The 18,358-nt window shown below is 33.1% G+C and carries 15 protein-coding genes and 1 other annotated feature; of the genes, 3 read left to right on the forward strand and 12 right to left on the reverse strand.

The genetic code is table 11. The annotated features are described in order from the left end of the window. Positions 1–89: 89 nt before the first annotated feature. Positions 90–1,475, reverse strand: coding sequence for a glycine--tRNA ligase (locus tag COE53_RS00295; protein ID WP_069032389.1), 1,386 nt, complete (start codon positions 1,473–1,475; stop codon positions 90–92). Positions 1,476–1,557: 82 nt separating this feature from the next. Continuing rightward, positions 1,558–1,737: a binding site (T-box leader), on the reverse strand. A gap of 211 nt (positions 1,738–1,948) precedes the next feature. On the opposite strand from COE53_RS00295, the gene COE53_RS00300 reads away from it, so the two are divergent. After that, positions 1,949–2,377: a hypothetical protein gene (locus COE53_RS00300; RefSeq protein WP_069032388.1), complete on the forward strand. Its 429-nt coding sequence runs from the start codon at positions 1,949–1,951 to the stop codon at positions 2,375–2,377. A gap of 127 nt (positions 2,378–2,504) precedes the next feature. After that, entirely contained in the window at positions 2,505–2,690 is a 186-nt protein-coding gene (locus tag COE53_RS00305) for a hypothetical protein (RefSeq protein ID WP_069032387.1), read from the forward strand. A gap of 221 nt (positions 2,691–2,911) precedes the next feature. Here COE53_RS00305 and COE53_RS00310 read toward each other — a convergent pair whose 3' ends face one another. From COE53_RS00310 to COE53_RS00360, 11 genes are all read right to left on the reverse strand, one after another. Further along, positions 2,912–3,619: an ABC transporter ATP-binding protein gene (locus COE53_RS00310; RefSeq protein WP_069032386.1), complete on the reverse strand. Its 708-nt coding sequence runs from the start codon at positions 3,617–3,619 to the stop codon at positions 2,912–2,914. Between the two features lie 18 nt (positions 3,620–3,637). Continuing rightward, positions 3,638–4,408 carry an ABC transporter ATP-binding protein gene (locus COE53_RS00315; protein ID WP_069032385.1) on the reverse strand — a complete coding sequence of 257 codons (771 nt, stop codon included), beginning with the start codon at positions 4,406–4,408 and terminating at the stop codon, positions 3,638–3,640. Positions 4,409–4,423: 15 nt separating this feature from the next. Continuing rightward, on the reverse strand, positions 4,424–5,692 hold the full coding sequence (locus COE53_RS00320) for an ABC transporter permease subunit (protein ID WP_069032384.1): 1,269 nt from the start codon (positions 5,690–5,692) through the stop codon (positions 4,424–4,426). 9 nt (positions 5,693–5,701) lie between these two features. Further along, entirely contained in the window at positions 5,702–6,685 is a 984-nt protein-coding gene (locus COE53_RS00325; RefSeq protein ID WP_069032383.1) for a branched-chain amino acid ABC transporter permease, read from the reverse strand. Between the two features lie 141 nt (positions 6,686–6,826). Further along, positions 6,827–8,008, reverse strand: coding sequence for a branched-chain amino acid ABC transporter substrate-binding protein (locus tag COE53_RS00330; protein WP_069032382.1), 1,182 nt, complete (start codon positions 8,006–8,008; stop codon positions 6,827–6,829). A 318-nt stretch (positions 8,009–8,326) separates the two neighbouring features. Beyond that, entirely contained in the window at positions 8,327–10,759 is a 2,433-nt protein-coding gene (gene parC, locus COE53_RS00335) for a DNA topoisomerase IV subunit A (protein WP_069032381.1), read from the reverse strand. Further along, the gene (parE, locus tag COE53_RS00340; RefSeq protein ID WP_069032380.1) at positions 10,759–12,732 is read right to left on the reverse strand and encodes a DNA topoisomerase IV subunit B; all 1,974 of its coding nucleotides are present in this window, start codon (positions 12,730–12,732) and stop codon (positions 10,759–10,761) included. Before parE ends, parC begins: the two co-directional genes overlap by 1 nt. 544 nt (positions 12,733–13,276) lie before the next feature. After that, positions 13,277–13,687 (reverse strand): CoA-binding protein, encoded by a 411-nt coding sequence (locus tag COE53_RS00345; RefSeq protein WP_056476782.1) that lies wholly within the window; start codon positions 13,685–13,687, stop codon positions 13,277–13,279. A gap of 100 nt (positions 13,688–13,787) precedes the next feature. Then, a complete protein-coding gene (locus tag COE53_RS00350; protein WP_069032379.1) occupies positions 13,788–14,981 on the reverse strand; it encodes a S1C family serine protease in 1,194 nt (397 codons plus the stop codon). Positions 14,982–15,062: 81 nt separating this feature from the next. Next, entirely contained in the window at positions 15,063–16,853 is a 1,791-nt protein-coding gene (locus COE53_RS00355) for a sensor histidine kinase (RefSeq protein ID WP_069032378.1), read from the reverse strand. Positions 16,854–16,856: 3 nt separating this feature from the next. Then, complete coding sequence (locus COE53_RS00360; RefSeq protein ID WP_069032377.1) at positions 16,857–17,531, reverse strand: response regulator transcription factor; 675 nt, start codon at positions 17,529–17,531, stop codon at positions 16,857–16,859. 176 nt (positions 17,532–17,707) lie between these two features. Between COE53_RS00360 and plsY the strand changes: the two genes are divergently transcribed. Beyond that, positions 17,708–18,310 (forward strand): glycerol-3-phosphate 1-O-acyltransferase PlsY, encoded by a 603-nt coding sequence (gene plsY, locus COE53_RS00365; RefSeq protein WP_069032376.1) that lies wholly within the window; start codon positions 17,708–17,710, stop codon positions 18,308–18,310. Positions 18,311–18,358: the final 48 nt, after the last annotated feature.

Consider the following 18,358-nt stretch of genomic DNA (forward strand, 5'->3'; position numbering starts at 1 on the left):
TTTTAGTAAATTTCTTAAACTTTAAACAAGCTTTAGTAAAATATATGAAAAAAGATGTCCAAAAGGACACCTTATTTCAAAAAACTAAATTAAAATTTAATTTTATTTGCTAAAAATGATTGTAATTCACTTATTGCAACACGAGTTTGCTCCATCGTGTCACGGTCACGAACTGTTACTTTACCATCTTCAATTGATTCGAAGTCGTAAGTAATACAGAAAGGAGTACCGATTTCATCTTGACGTCTATAACGTTTACCAATTGAACCAGTTTCATCAAAATCAACATTGAAATCTTCTGCTAAAGAAGCAAACACTTCTTGTGCATTTTCAGATAATTTTTTAGATAACGGTAAAATCGCAGCCTTATATGGTGCTAACGCAGGATGTAGACGCATTACTGTACGAGATGTACCATCTTCTAATGCCTCTTCTTCATATGCATCAATTAAAAATGCTAATGTAACACGATCTGCACCTAATGATGGCTCGATACAATATGGAACGTATTTTTCATTTGTAATTGGATCATGATATGTGAAATCTTCTGTTGAATATTCCATATGTTGTTTTAAATCATAATCTGTACGAGACGCAATGCCCCATAATTCGCCCCAACCAAATGGGAATTTATATTCAAAGTCAGTTGTCGCGTTACTATAGTGTGATAATTCATCTGCACTATGTTCACGTAAACGAAGATTTTCTTCATTCATACCTAAAGCTAAAAGCCATTTATTAGCAGTTTCTTTCCAATAAGAATACCACTCTAACTCTTCACCTGGTTTACAGAAGAATTCAAGTTCCATTTGTTCAAATTCACGAGTACGGAACGTGAAATTTCCTGGTGTAATTTCGTTACGGAAGCTTTTACCGATTTGAGCAATACCAAATGGTACTTTCTTTCTCATTGTACGTTGAACATTTTTGAAGTTTACGAAAATACCTTGTGCTGTTTCTGGACGTAAGAAAATTTCATTCGTACTTGACTCAGTAACACCTTGGAATGTTTTAAACATTAGGTTAAATTGACGAATATCTGTAAAATCATGGCTACCACAATCAGGACAAGCAATTTTATGCTCCTCAATCAATTTAGCCATTTCTGAAAATGGAAGACCATCAACGATAATTTCCATTCCTTTTTCTTCAAGTGCATTTTCGATTAATTTATCTGCACGATGACGAGCTTTACAATTTTTGCAATCGATCATTGGATCATTAAAGTTACCTATATGACCTGAAGCTTCCCATGTACGTGGATTCATTAAGATTGCAGCATCTAATCCAACATTGTATGGACTTTGTTGAACAAACTTTTTCCACCAAGCTTTTTTCACATTATTTTTTAATTCAACACCTAGTGGTCCATAATCCCACGTATTTGCTAAACCACCGTAAATTTCAGATCCTGGAAATACAAAACCTCTGTGTTTAGCATGACTTACTACGACATCCATCGATTTTTCTGACATTTTCATTTGCCTCCAATTTTCAATTGTTTTTTTGAAAATGCAAGAATGAAATAAAAAAGCTCTCATCCTTAGGCATTTTCTGCCTAGGGACGAGAGCTGTGTTTGCACCCGCGGTTCCACCCTAGTTGACAATTAAAAAAATTGTCCACTTTAAAAATTAACTCGGGAATGCCTTTCGCCAAAGGTTTTGATTGAGCTCACACCATCCTCAATTCGCTTTACAAAATAATCTTTAGTTACTTCTTTCCGTCAACGTTATATGTAATAAATAATATGTTGTTATTTTAACAAAGTGTCAATGATTAAGTCAAATATTATTATGAACAATTTTGATAAAAAAATACCGTGAATTTTTTGAATTATTTTTGGAAAGCTAACATGTAAAGATAAAACCTTTACAGTATGAGCATTACTTGGTATGATAGAAAAGTTGTTTTATTTATATACTATACTATCAGAAGGGAGTGCTAGTTTTGAGTAGCAGCATTTTTCTAAAGAAAAAGAAACGTTCAGCAGTATTGCTTGATAAACATCATTCCATTCGTTTATTAAAGACAAACAAAAAGCGAATCGTGAACAAAAGAAACAATAAAATAAAAGGGTTCGAACAATTACTTGTTAAAGAATTAAACGAGGAAATGATTTCAACTTCAAACAGTACGGTAAATGAAATTTCTGAAAATGTAAATACAGTAGTGATCGAAGGACTTCCAGTAACATTTCTTCTAAAGCTTGGAAAAGAGTTTTTCTCAGATTTAGAAGCAGTGAAGTACTATTATAATAGTAAACATGAAGATTTTTACAAGAATCGTAGTTTACTAGAGGAATCACTTCAATCTTCAATTAACAATGCGTCAAGTGAAGAGCAATTAAAAGTTTCGGAATTTATTTCTAATAAATAATAATTTCATATTAATGAGGGAATCCATAAGGGGTTCCCTCTTTTTATTAGTGTTGAGAAACTGTAGTAAATACTGAACGACTGAGCTACAAATGAAACATAGAGAGCAGCAAATAAGAGGCCTATCTATGCAAACAAACGTTGAAAACTTGCAAATGAATGGCGGACTGCAATTAAAATCAGTGAATCTGCAATTAAAATTACCGAAACTGCAATTAAAATCAGCTTATCTGCAATTTAAAAAAATAATTACCTATACCCGTAAAGGTATATCGGCTGATTTATTTGATCAATGTGGATACGATCGAGTATAACTCTAGCATATTTCTTCTTAAGCAATAAAATATTAATTCAAATCTGCATTTTATCTTTAATAAAGTCTATAAAATAGACTTAAAATGATCAGTACCTCTCAGATACTCTCTGTCTATAACTTTTCCAAGCATTCACATCAAAAAAGGGATGTTCACATGTCAGTTGACCTGACTCATGATACATCCCCTTTTCATTTATCTATTTTTGATTAGCAGATTCATTAAGCTAAATAAGCTTTTTTCACTTCTTCATTATTCATTAATGTCTTACCTTCACCAACCATTTGGATCTCACCAGTTTGAATTACATAGCCACGGTGAGCAATTTGTAATGCTTGGTATGCGTTTTGTTCGACTAATAAGATTGTCATTCCTTGTTTGTTTAGTTGTTCAATGATTTCAAATATTTGTTCAACGATAATTGGAGCAAGACCCATAGATGGTTCATCAAGCATTAGCAATGATGGTCCCATCATTAATCCTCTACCAATCGCTAACATTTGTTGTTCTCCTCCACTCATCGTACCGCCTTTTTGGCTTAGACGCTCTTTTAGTCTTGGAAAATAATCAAATACCATTTCCATGCGTGCAGCGATTAGTTTTTTATCTTTAACAGAGAATGCACCCATCTCTAAATTTTCTTTTACACTTAATTTAGAAAAAATTCTTCTTCCTTCTGGTACATGAGCGATTCCTTTTAAGGCAATTTCATGAGATTGTAGCTTTATAATTTCTTCACCTTTATAAATAAGCGTTCCAGATTTTGGTTTAACTTGGCCACAAATCGTTTTTAGAGTAGTAGATTTTCCAGCACCGTTACTTCCAATTAATGTTACAATTTCACCTTCATTTACTTCAATGTTGATATTTTTCAGTGCTTGAATACCACCGTAAAAAGAGTTAATATCTTTTAATTGTAATAGCGTCATCTTTTCGTACTCCTTTCACTATGCAGTAGTCACTGCACTTTTTCCTAAATATGCTTCAATTACTTTTTGATTATTTCGAATTTCAAGAGGTTTTCCTTCTGCAATTTTTTCGCCATGATCAAGTACAAATAGATACTCGGATATTTCCATAACAAGCTTCATATCATGCTCGATTAAGACGATTGTTAAGTTAAGGTCATCTCTCATTTGATAGATTAAATCAGTCAATTCTTTCGTTTCTTTCGGATTCATCCCTGCAGCTGGCTCATCTAAAAGTAATATTCTTGGTTGAGAAGCTAATGCACGAGCGATTTCAAGTCGTCTTTGTGCACCGTATGATAGACTCGATGCTTCCTCATTATAAACATCAGCCAATCCGACGTATTCTAACCATTTATACGCTTCTTTCATTGCCAATTTTTCTGCTTTTTTAAATTTAGGTAAATGGAATATTGTTGAAAAAACACCATACTTTAAATGCTGATGCATTCCAACCATGACATTTTCTAATGCAGTCATACTATTAAATAAACGAATATTTTGGAATGTACGCGCGATCCCTTTTTTATTTACTGTATGCGGCTTTAGCCCTACTAAACTCTCATTCCCTAGCAAAATTTCGCCACTACTAGGAGTGTACACACCTGTAATCATATTAAAAAATGTTGTTTTTCCAGCTCCATTTGGTCCAATTACCGCTGTAATTGAGCCTTCTTTAATATCAATATTTACATTATTCACAGCTGTTAAACCGCCAAAGCTTTTCGTTAAATTCGTTATTTTTAACATTTGATAACCTCCTCTCTAAAATGAAACTGTGCGTGTTTTTTCTTCGACTACAGTTTGATCTACGACGTCTTCTTTTGGAACAACCTTATTTTTGGCAGGCAATAATCCTTTTGGCCTGAAAATTGCTGCAAGTACTAAAATAAGTCCGAAAATCATACGTTGCATTTTAGAAGGTGATAGAGCCGGTGGTAAATTAATAACTCCATCTAATGTTAATTGGTTTAAATAGTTTGTTACTTCTGTTAATACTTGTAGATTTAAGATTGTTACAAGTGCAGCTCCAAGGATCACACCTGGAACACTACCCATTCCGCCTAAAATAACCATTACCAAGATCGTAATCGATTCAAGTAGTGTAAAGCTTGTTGGGTCAATGAACATTTGCTTTGCAGAGAAAACTACTCCCATCATTCCTGAGAAAGATGCACCGATTGCAAATGCAATTAATTTCGTACGTACTAAGTGGATACCTGATGCTTGTGCAGCGATTTCATTCTCACGTACCGCCTTCCAAGAACGTCCAAGCTTAGAATCTTGTAATCTAGTTACTGCTAAAATGACGATTGCTAAAACAACTAACACGACATAATAAAATTGACCAGAATTATCGATCTCTAATCCAAAAATAGTAGGAGCTGGAATAGAAGATATACCTTGTGCCCCTCCAGTAATATTGATCGGTTTATCTAAGTTATTGAATACAATTCGAATAATTTCTCCAAATCCAAGTGTTACAATTGCTAAATAGTCACCTTTTACACGTAGTACTGGAATACCTAATAATACGCCTGCAATTGCAGCGATAATACCACCGATTATGATAAATACCCAGAATGAGTTTCCTGAAAAAGGAAGGAAATCAAAATGTAAGAAATTCGTAACTTGTTTAGTCGAAAAAATTGCATAAGTATATGAACCGATTGCAAAGAAGGCAACGAATCCTAAATCTAACAGCCCCGCTAACCCAACTACTACGTTTAATCCAAGCGCCATTGCAACATAGATTCCAACTAAAGTCGCTACACCCATATATGATTCAAATGCTGTTCCTTGTGATGCAACATAAGGCATAATCACTGTTAAAACTAGAATTCCGATGCTCCATTTTAATTTGACTGGAAAATTTGTTTTGTATAATAAGTAAAGTGAGAACAAGATTAGTAGAAATGCCGTTACGGATTCTTGTAAAAGGTATAATCCCAATGATGTAACAACGATATATGCTCCTAAGAAAATTCCTTGTAGTTTGTTTGATTGTTTTAACCCTTCTAATAAGCTCTTCATCAAATTCACCTACACTTTCTCAGCTACTGGTTTACCTAGTAAACCTTCTGGCTTGAATATTAGAACTAGAATTAATATTCCAAATGAAACAACATCTTTATATTCTGATGGGAAAATACCATGTGTTAAAGTTGATAAATTTGTTGCCGCAAACACTTCGATTACACCGATTAATAAACCACCAAACATTGCACCACGGATATTTCCGATTCCACCTAATACTGCTGCCGTAAATGCTTTTAGGCCTAAAATAAAACCAATGTATGGATCAATTGTGTTATATTGTAATGCAAAGAGCACGCCAGTTGCACCACCTAATCCAGAACCTAAAAAGAATGTTAAAGAGATGACTTTGTTAACATTAACTGACATTAATGATGCAGTTTCACGATCTTGTGCTACTGCACGCATTGCTGTACCCCATTTTGTTTTATTGATGAAGTAATCTAATGAAATCATCATTACAACTGCAACGACTAAAATAATAATTGATGCTGATTTAATTTGTGCATTTCCAAATGAAGAAAGAATTGAGCTAGTTTTAATTTGGTGTTGTCCTGAAAATAGTGATGGGCCAGTAATAATGTAATTTCCTTCTTTTAATTCAGCAATAAAACGGACGATATCTTGTAGTAAAAATGAAATACCGATTGCTGTAATTAATGTAATTAACTTTGGTGCTTTACGTAATGGGCGATACGCCACCCTTTCGATCCCCATTCCAAGGAATCCAGTTGCTAATGAAGCAATAATTAGAACAATTGCTAATACGATAATTGCAGGTAAACTACTTAATAAACCTAACCCAGTAAATGTAATTAATATCGCAGTACCAATAAACGCACCTGCCATGAATATTTCACCATGTGCAAAGTTAATTAGTTCCAATATCCCATAAACCATCGTGTAACCGAGTGCTACGATTGCATATACTGCTCCTAAAACAAGACCGTCTATTAGAACTTGAGGTAGAGTTTGGATTACTTCATTCATGTATAAGACCTCCTATAAATAATGTAGTTTACTTCCTAGTAACTTCCAAATTTTTACAATTTTCTCAACATATTGAGAGAAAAAGAGTATCTCGTTTTTTACGGGATACTCTTTTCTTTTTCTGGTTGGCATAGTTCCTAATTAAGGTTTAGTAACTTCGCCTTCTTGAGTACCAGGATATTTAGCTTCTTTAAACGTATAAATAAATACTTTCGCGTATTTGTTGTCTCCTTTATCGTCGAAGCCAACCTTCGTTACTACTCCATCATAATCTTGAATCGCACGGACTGCTTTTTCGACTTGTTCACGTGTTGGCGTTTTTCCTTTATTATCATTGATCGCATTTTTTAATCCTTCTAATAAAACGCCTGCAGAATCATAACCGTAAGATGAGAACGATTCGATGTTTTTATTAAATTTAGATTTATATGCGTCAGCAAAAGCTTTACCTTTATCTGTTTTTAACGTATCACCTGCTACTGAAGTATAGTAGAAGTTTTTAACAGCATCTCCAGCAATATCAACTAAACCTGAAGAGTCCATTCCATCTCCACCCATGAATGGGATGTTTAACCCTTTTTCACGAGCTTGTTTTAATAAAATTCCACCTTCAGCATAAAGTCCACCGAAGAATACTAAATCAGGCTTTTTCGCAATTGCATTATTTAGTACTCCGTTAAAATCTTTATCTCCGATTGAGATCCCTTCTTCACCTAAGATTTTAGCGCCTAATTTCTGAGCAGCAGCTTTGAATTCATTTGCTAAACCAGTTCCGTAAGGTGTTTTATCTTGAATGATAAAAATATTTTTAGCTTTTAAAGTATTAACAGCGAAATTTGCACCTGCAGGACCTTGGAAGTCATCACGAGCACAAATTCGGTTAACTACTCCTAATCCGCGATCAGTTACTTCATTTGCAGTATTTGAAGGAGATACCATTACGATATGATCTTTCTCATACTTTACAGAAGAAGGAATTGCTACACCAGAGTTTAAGTGTCCTACAACACCAAGGATTTTATTGTCTGCAGCTAACTGCTCAGCATTTGCTACACCTTTTTTTGGATCCCCTTGGTCATCATAAGGTACAATCTTTAAATCAAAGCCTAATTTTTTGAAAGCTGCTTTTTGATCCTCTAATGCAAGTTGAGCTCCAAGTTTAATGGATTCACCTAAAATTGCATTATTACCAGATAATGGTGTATTTGTCGCAATTTTAATGACCTGGTTCCCATCCTTTGAACTATTACTACCACAGCCTGCTAAAATACCCGCAGTTAACGATACTGATGCTAAAATTGCAAATCCCTTCTTGAAAACCATATGTACGCCCCCTTAAAAACCTATTTTTTTGAAAATTTAAAATTCTTAAGAAAATAGTAAGCTATATTTTTTCGTTAGACAAGTTCTTTTGGTTCAAAATATTTCGACAATTCTGTCGATTCTTCGTTATTTTAGGTAATTATTCCCATTAAAATATCATTAAAAACTTTATTTCCTTATTTTCGAAATATAAAATTAAAAGATTTTAATGTATTTTACTAGGTTAATCTTAAAAAAATATTTTCCTAGTATTATTTTACGTTTTTCGACAAATTCGACAAAAAAACCTATTCCAAAAAGCTCGGAATAGGCCAAATTTTAATTATTTTCTTCTTTTTTATATCGAATGATCGTCTTTATTTCACCAGAATCATCTGTATCCATAACAAATGATCCATTACTATATTGATCACTATTTCTTAAATCAGTTGGGTCAACTGTCTCAAATTGACCAGATTTACTTAATAAAGCAAACATATCATTTTGGTTTATTGCGTATACCCCAATTAACAAATGAGGATTATTTTTTAAATCACGAAGTACTTTAACACCTCGAGTACCTCGAGAACTTTGAGGGATCGTATCAAGTTTCATTTTTTTAATTGCCCCTCGATGTGTTGCACAGAAAATTTCTTTCACTTCATTATTAATCGTATCTGCAGAAACAACAAAATCATTATCTTTTAAATTTATTCCTTTAACTCCACCAGCTCTTAATCCTTGAATACTAATTTCTTCAACAGTAAATACCAATGTGTATCCTGAACTTGTAGCCAATAACACTTGATCAGTTTCTGAAGTGACACCAGCAAAAATTAAGGAATCATCAGACTTAATTGACATACCGACAAGTGGTTTAGAATATCGTTGTACTTTTAATTGCTGTATACTTGTACGTTTTACAACACCATTTTTAGTGACAAATAATATATAATCTTTATTTTCTTCAAAATTATTTACGACTGTAGCAGAAAGAATTGCTTCGTCACGCTCAATAGGAATAATATTAGCAACATGTTGCCCCATATCTTTCCATCTGATATCCTGCATTTCATGAATTGGTAAATATAAATAGTTACCTTTTGAAGTAAATAAAATTAGTGTATCTGTCGTTGTACTTTCTATTTGATAAATTAAACGGTCGCCTTCTTTCATACCGTAATCTTTACCATTCGAAGCTGAATAAGATCTTGGACTTGTTCGTTTAACGTATCCTTCACTAGTAACGGTGACAATAACGTCTTCTTGAGCAATTATATCTTCTCTAGAAATTTTAATTTCTTCGATTTCTTCTTGAATTGTCGAACGTCTGTCGTCTGCATATTTCAACTTAATTTTCTTTAAGTCTGTTTTGATAACTGACAATAATTTTGCTTCACTGTTTAAAATTGCTTCAAGCTGTTTGATCTTTTTATCTAACTCATCTGCTTCTTCTTGTAATGCAGTAATATCAGTATTTGTTAAACGATATAACTGTAACATAACAATCGCTTCAGCTTGTTGTTCAGTAAACGCAAATTGAACAATTAACTTATCTTTTGCATCACGTTTATCATTTGCAGAACGGATTGTTGTTATCACTTCATCTAAAATTGATAAAGCCTTCATTAAACCTTCTACAACATGCTGTCGAGCTTTAGCTTTTCTTAAATCAAAATTTGAACGATTTGTAATGACCTCTTTTTGATGTTCAATATACGCATCAAGAATTGCCGGTAATGACATCTGTTTTGGTGTACGATTATAAATCGCAACCATATTGAAGTTATAAGGTATTTGAAGCTCAGTGTTTTTATATAAATAATTTAAAATCGCTTCGTTATTTGCATCTTTTTTCAGTTCAATGACAATACGTAGTCCAGTACGATCTGTTTCATCACGTACTTCCGTAATTCCATCTACTTTTCGATCAAGACGAACCTCGTCCATTTTCTTTACTAAATTCGCTTTATTCACTTCTGAAGGAATTTCTGTAATAATTAATGCCTGTTTACCACCACGTAAATCCTCGGTATGAACACGGCTTCGTATAATGATTTTACCTTTACCTGTTTCATAAGCTTTTTTTATTCCATCTACACCTTGAATGATCCCTCCAGTAGCAAAATCTGGTCCGTGGATTACGGTCATTAATTCATCTACTGAACAGTTTTTATTTTCAATGCGCATAATGGTCGCATCGATTACTTCTCCAAGGTGGTGCGAAGGTATTTCAGTTGCATATCCAGCAGAGATTCCAGTACTACCGTTAACTAATAAATTTGGAAACATTGATGGTAAAACAACTGGCTCCATACTCGTATCGTCAAAGTTTGGCACAAAATCAACTGTTTCTTTATCAATATCTCTTAATAGTTCACTTGCTATCGCTGATAACCTAGCTTCCGTATAACGCATAGCTGCTGGAGGGTCTCCATCGATACTACCGTTATTTCCGTGCATTTGAATTAAAACATTTCTTAATTTCCAATCTTGACTTAGTCGTACCATCGCATCATAAACAGAAGTATCACCATGAGGATGGTAATTACCAATTACATTTCCGACTGTTTTAGCAGATTTACGGTAAGGCTTGTCTTGCGTGTTTCCTTCAACATGCATTGAATACAAAATACGGCGCTGAACTGGCTTTAACCCGTCACGAGCGTCAGGTAATGCACGTTCTTGAATAATATACTTACTATATCGACCAAAGCGGTCACCAATTATGTCTTCTAAAGGGATATTATATAATTTTTCCGATGATTGCATCAGACTTTGCTCCCTTCTGATTCTACTTCAACTTGCTCATTGTTTAAAATTTTGTCCTCTTCATCTAAATCAAATACTACATTCGATTCAATCCATTTACGTCTAGGTTCAACTTTATCACCCATTAAAGTAGTTACACGACGATCCGCTCTTGCAGCATCATCAATTTTCACACGAATAAGCGTTCTAGTCTCTGGATCCATCGTTGTATCCCAAAGTTGGTCAGCATTCATCTCACCAAGTCCCTTGTAACGCTGAATCATATACCCTTTACCGATTTTTTTGATTGCATCTTGTAAGTCTACCTCTGACCAAGCGTATTCGATTACTTCTTTTTTTCCAGAACCTTTACTTACTTTGAATAAAGGAGGTAAGGCAATATAAACTTTACCAGCCTCTACTAAAGGCTTCATATAACGGTAAAAGAATGTTAGTAATAGTACTTGAATATGCGCTCCATCTGTATCAGCATCGGTCATAATAACGATTTTGTCATAGTTCACATCTTCAATATCAAAATCACTACCTACTCCTGCACCAATCGCATGAATAATCGTATTAATCTCTTCATTTTTCATTATGTCAGCAAGTTTTGCCTTCTCGGTATTAATAACCTTACCACGCAGGGGCAAGATTGCTTGGAATCGTCGATCACGACCTTGTTTAGCACTACCACCAGCTGAATCACCCTCAACTAGGTATAATTCGTTTTTTTGTGGGTTACGAGATTGTGCAGGTGTGAGCTTACCGCTTAATGAAGTTTCTGTGCGTTTTCTCTTTTTACCACTTCTTGCTTCCTCACGTGCCTTTCTTGCTGCTTCTCTTGCTTGATAAGCTTTTATCGATTTCTTTACTAATGAAGTTGCAATGTCTGGATTTTCTTCCAGGAAATAAGCTAATTGATCCGAAACAACTGAATCAACAGCTGATCTTGCTTCACTAGTACCTAATTTACCTTTTGTTTGTCCTTCAAATTGAAGCAGCTCTTCAGGAATTCGTACTGATACAATTGCAGCTAATCCCTCACGAATATCCGCTCCATCTAGATTTTTATCTTTTTCTTTTAAGAGACTTACTTTTCTTGCATATTCATTAAACGCTCTTGTTAAAGCAGTTTTTGCACCAACTTCGTGCGTACCACCATCTTTTGTACGAACATTATTTACGAAAGAAAGCATCGTTTCCGAATAACCGTCATTAAATTGAAATGAAAATTCAACCTCAATTTTATTTTGTAATCCTTCAAAGAATACAACAGGATGTAATGCTTCTTTTTCTTCGTTTAAATACGATACAAATGCTTCGATACCGTTTTCATAATAAAACTCTTCGAACGTATCATGTCGTTCATCTTTAATTGTAATTTTTAAGCCTTTTAATAAAAATGCTGACTCTCTAAGTCTTTCACATAAAGTATCAAAGTTAAAATTTGTAGTACTAAAAATAGTCGGATCTGGTTTAAAATGGATCGTCGTACCAGTTCGTCTTGTCTTACCAACGATTTCTAATGAAGTGACTGCTTTACCTCCAGCTTCAAATCGTTGCTTGAAAATTGTTCCTTCACGGTGAATTTCAACTGTTAACCATTCTGATAAAGCATTTACTACTGATGCACCAACACCATGTAGACCACCACTTGTTTTGTAGCCGCCTTGTCCAAATTTACCACCTGCGTGTAATACAGTTAAAATAATTTCTGGAGTTGGTTTTCCCATTTTGTGCATTCCAGTAGGCATCCCACGACCATGGTCTTTTACGCTTAAGCTATTATCTTTATGAATAACCACATCTATTTGAGTCCCGTGACCAGCTAATGCTTCATCTACAGAGTTATCTACGATTTCATAAACTAAATGGTGCAGACCTCTACTATCTGTGCTGCCAATATACATTCCAGGTCGTTTACGTACAGCTTCTAAACCTTCTAGTACCTGTATCGCATCTTCGTTATATGTTGTTTCATTCTTTGCCAACACCATTTCTCCTTTCTAACTAAACACTTACATAAGAACATCTGTTCCATTATATCATATTATAAATAAAATGTTTCTTCTAATCGTTCATGTTAATGGTTTTTTTCCTAACTTACAAGTCGAACATGAAAAAAAATATCGGAAAACTTTATAAGAAACTGGATTTTAGAATCAAGAAAATGCAGGTTTAAGGTTGAAAATTGATAATTTAACTTAACAAAATTCTATTTTACAGAACTTGCAAATTGGACTAATTGCGTTTCTAAATTGATGCATATCTGTACAGTTTCTTAAGCTTACCCTAATGTACTTATTCCCTACTCGATCTTCCGTTAAAAAAACTCACTGATTAACAGTGAGCCAGATTTTAAAACAAATTAAAAAAATTGATTATCAGACTTGTCGAAAACGCTTTACTTTCGAGTCACGAAGGCAAGTGGTGACCAAATTTACCTTATGCGGTAATTTAGCATTGCAGCCAGGTAAAGCACGAAGAAAACGAGCTTCTGATGACCAGTATAAAACAGTGAGCTTTTTTAACGGACTATCTTGTCATTGCATGCTCAACTTTAATACAACGATCCATAATGACCGTTTTACCATTTTCCTTTAACAATTGATATGCTTCTTCGTTTTCGATACCAAGCTGCGCAAAGAAAACATCGCAATCAATTTTAAGAAACTCTTGTGCTACAGGTAATAGGTGTTCAGGTCTTCTAAATACATTTACAATATCTACTTTTTCATTTATTTCAGTCAAACTTGCTACTGCTTTTTCTCCTAAAACAGTATCAACTGTTGGATTTACTGGAATAATTTTATATCCAGCATCTTGCATAGCCTTACTTACCATATAAGACGTTTTAGACGGGTCCCCTGATAATCCAACAACTGCAATTACTTTACTTGATTTTAAAATCTTGCCAATTTCTTCTCTTGATGGGTATTTACTCATTTGCTAGTCACCCTTTCTGTTTGCATAAATAAGCGAAAAGATTAACTTTTCGCTTATTTTGTATTCTTTTATCATATTTCCTAAGTCAATTGCCTGTCAATCATTGACTAGAAGCTAATGTTAATGTTGAATTAGTTAACTTACCATCACGGTAATAAGTAATCTTTAACTTATCTCCAACTTTTTTATGTGAATATAAGTATTCTCTGACAGTAATGACATCACTTACTGGCTTGTCATCAAGTGCAACGATAACGTCTAATTGTTTCATTCCAACTTTAGCAGCAGGAGTATTTGGATCAACATGTGTAACAACTGCACCTTTAGTCACTGAACCAGGTAATTTCAATGTTTCTTCGATATTAAATTGCGGTATTTCATCAAGTGATTTTAAGCCTACACCCATTACAGGTCGAGTCACTTCACCAAATTTTTCGATTTGATCTAAAGCTGGTTTTGCAATATTCATTGGGATTGCAAATCCAATTCCTTCAACAGCTTGTTCGGCAATTTTACTTGAATTAATCCCGATTACTTCACCTTTTGCATTGATTAAAGCACCACCACTATTACCAGGATTAATCGCTGCATCCGTTTGAATTACTTGAGTTTGGTAATCTGCAACTCCATCTCCATCGATATCTTGTGGTATTTCACGAGCTTTACTACTTACAATTCCTTCTGTTACAGTACTTTCTAAAAATCCAAGTGGATTTCCAATTGCAATAGCAGTTTCACCAACGTTAATTTTTTCTGAATCACCTAATTTAGCGATATTTGTAACATATTTTGCATCTATTGCTACAACTGCTAAATCTAATAATTCATCTGTTCCAACAAGCTTAGCATCAATTAATTGACCATCTGCCATTTTTACTTTTAATTGTTTTGCACCAGCAACAACATGGTTATTTGTCGCTACTAAAGCTTTATTTCCTACTCTTTTATAAACTACACCTGAACCAGATCCAGCTTCTTCAGTTTCCATTGAAAATGGATTTGATGATTGATAATTATTAACTCCTACTACAAATTTGCGAGCATTTTGGATCGTAGTTGTTAAATCTTCTCTTGATACATTAATAACTTGTGTTGGTACTGTATTAGTATCATTATTTAAGTTTGCAGGTTTATTAGTTAAATTAAAAATATCCGGGGATACGATTGAGATCGTTACAGCTCCTATTATCGCTCCAATAAAGCCTGTAACAAGTGGATATCCTCCACGTCTACTTCTCTTTTGTCTTTTATGATTATTATCATCGTATAAATCTGTTTCATCATAATATCCCATAATTCATTCCTCCAATATGTAGGTATCTTTTATTGATATTAATTTAACCCACTCATGTGTATTTGCTGTGAACTTTTTGATTTAATTCAAATATTTTTTCAAATTAAAAATAAATTCAACTCCATCTTCCTTATTATGAACTTTTATAGTTGAATGATGTAAGTCTAGGATTGTTTTTACGATTGCTAAACCTAAACCTGTTCCACCATTTTGTCTGTTTCTAGATTCATCAATACGATAGAAGCGATCCCAAATTTTATCAATTTTATCAGCAGGGATTGGATTACCTTCATTAAAAATAGAGATATTTACATTATCCCCTTCATCTAATAAATTCATTTTTATAACACTACCTGGGTTCCCATAATGGATTGCATTTGATAGGATATTAATAATTACTTGTTCTATTTTTCTTTTTTCACCTATTACGAGCGTATCCTCATCAAGATTAAAATTGAAATGACAATGAATATTACTATTTTCAAACATGCGAATAATCACATTTTCTATGCAATCCACAATTAAAAAAGGTTCACTTTTTAGTGTATATGTTCCTGATTGAAGTTTGGAAAGTTCTAACATATCGACAACTAACCCGTTCATCCGATCAACTTCTTCAAGGATTACATCTGCATAATAACCATTTTTTTCAATATTTAATCCATCTTTTAAACCTTCTGCATAACTTTGCACAATACTTAATGGCGTTTTAAGCTCATGAGATACTCCACTAATAAACTCTTTTCTTATTTGTTCTAACTGTTTTTCTTTTTCAATATCCTTCATTAATTTAACATTTGCCTGCTGTAAATTTTCAATCGTACTAGCTAAATTCTCAGATAATGAATTTATTGATTTGGATAATTGTCCAATTTCATCATCGGATTGAATATCAATTTTCTCGTTAAAGTTTAATTTTGCTAATTGATCTGTTACAGAATTCATTTTCAATAATGGTTTCGTAATCAATTTCGAATAGTAAAAAGAAACGATCACAATCAGCAATAAAGCAATAATAAAAGCGTAAATATAAAAATCTTTTAAAACGTACATCGCTTCATTTACTGGTTGTAGGGAAGTAATGGCAAAAATAACTTCTTTTGAACCTTTATTCGTATTAATTGGGTAAATAAAAACTTTATTTTCTAATCCATTTGCGCGGTCTAAGTAACGATAAATTAACGGGAAATCCTCCTCAGAATAGTTAGAAAAATCTTCATTACTCTTTGCCCAATCAGTTATTGCACCCATTAATGAGTTCATTTGAGCTGAATATGTATATTGATTTGCAATTGGTAAATGTAAATTAACAACTTTCCCTTTAATTTCAATATTCACCAATTCCTGAAGATTATTTTTAGTTGACAGTTGAATCGTGTTAGAAGGTTGATTTTCCTCTTGCCAAACACCCATATTCGTTTTTATATAAAGTGGAATAAAATAATCATCTTGAACATAACCTCGGATTGTAATCCTTGAATTTTCTTTAATATTAAGCCCTAAAATACTGTCTATTTGATCCGAATATAATAAATTATTTAAAGGTACATATACCTTTTTTCCTTCATTCGTAAGGACGGTTAAATCAAAATTATTCTCAGCTTTTAATACGCCTCTTTTATCTAAAACTGCTAAAGTTGTATTGTATTTGGAATATAGTTTAGATAGCTCTTGTTGAAACTGATTGTTGTTAAATTTACCCGCTTTATAACCTTTAGCAAATTGTGTAAGTTCCTCTGTTACAATATTTACTTTCTTATTCGTATAAAAAGATTGCATAAAGATTGATTGACCAACAAATACAATTAATAAAAATATAACTAATAATAACGTTATGGATAAAAAAAGTTTACGGACTATACTATTTTTCATTTTCTACTCCTCAAACTTATAGCCTACTCTAATAACTGTTGCTATATGCTTTGCTTTGTCTCCCAATTTATGTCTAAGTTTTTTTATATGTGTATCAACCGTTCTTCCATCACCAAAATAATCAAAACCCCAAATATTATTTAATAATTGATCTCTTGTTAATACGATGCCTTTATTATCAATTAAATAGCATAGTAATTCGAACTCTTTATTCGTAAGTTGTAATAATTCATTATTTATTGAAGCTGTCCTTGACGACGTATTGATCGTAATTCCACAAATCGTTTTAGATTCTTTATCATCTTCTTTTAAATCAGCCGTTCTTCTAAGTACACTTTTTGCTTTCGCTACTAGAATCTTAGGACTGAATGGCTTTGTCACATATTCATCTGTTCCAATATCAAAACCAAGTAATTGATCTTCTTCTTCTGAGCGAGCAGTGGTCATAATGATTGGAATACTTGATTGCTCTCTAATTAACTTACAAACTTCCCATCCATCTAATTTTGGTAGCATTAAGTCTAAAATAATTAAATCTACTTGATTTTCGTTAAATTTCTTTATACCTTGTTCTCCATCTTCTGCTTCGATTACAGTAAATTGATCGTTTTCAAAATACTCTTTTACGATTTCTCTTAATCTTTTTTCATCTTCAATGATTAAAACTGTCGGGTTCATATTTTTTTCCTTCCATTAAAATTGATAGATATTAGAACTTTTACCTAAAATAAAATGTCCTTTGTTTCCTGATTTGAATTAATATTCTAAAGCAACTATCTATATATTCGCTTAAAATTGTGATAAAATCATATGATACTGCACTAATTTATTATTGTTTGAAAAGGAGCTAGAAAATGAGTTTGGTCATTATTGTACTAGCCTATTTAATCGGATCTGTACCATTCGGTTTAGTAGTTGGAAAAATATTTTACGGAGTAGATATCCGTCAACACGGTAGTGGAAATCTTGGTGCGACAAATACATTCCGCACATTAGGTAAAAAAGCAGGTATTATTGTAACACTTGGAGATATTTTAAAAGGAACACTAGCAGCTTCATTACCTGTATTATTCCATTATCATGGAATTCACCCATTAATTATCGGTCTAGTTGCTGTTATTGGACATATGTATCCAATATTTGCCGGATTTAGAGGTGGTAAAGCGGTAGCAACCTCTGCAGGGATCTTATTATATGCATCACCACTACTTTTTGTCTGCTTAATCATTATCTTCGCAATTAGTTTAAAAACAACAAAATATGTTTCACTTTCGTCAATGTTAACAGCATTTTTAGGTACAATTTTAGCTTTTATAATGGAATACACTGGTCTAATTAAAGACAATGGGTACATCATAACTTATATTTTAATCGTACTTACAATCTTTGTCGTATATAAACATCGTCCAAATATAAAACGAATTAAAGACAAAACAGAACCAAAAGTAAAATTTTAAAAGCATGATTAGCTAAAGATTAGAGAATGAAGATGAATGATCTCCCTC

Origin of the sequence: Bacillus sp. AFS029533 (genome assembly GCF_002585125.1) — a bacterium.
GTDB classification, from domain to species: domain Bacteria; phylum Bacillota; class Bacilli; order Bacillales; family Bacillaceae_G; genus Gottfriedia; species Gottfriedia luciferensis_B.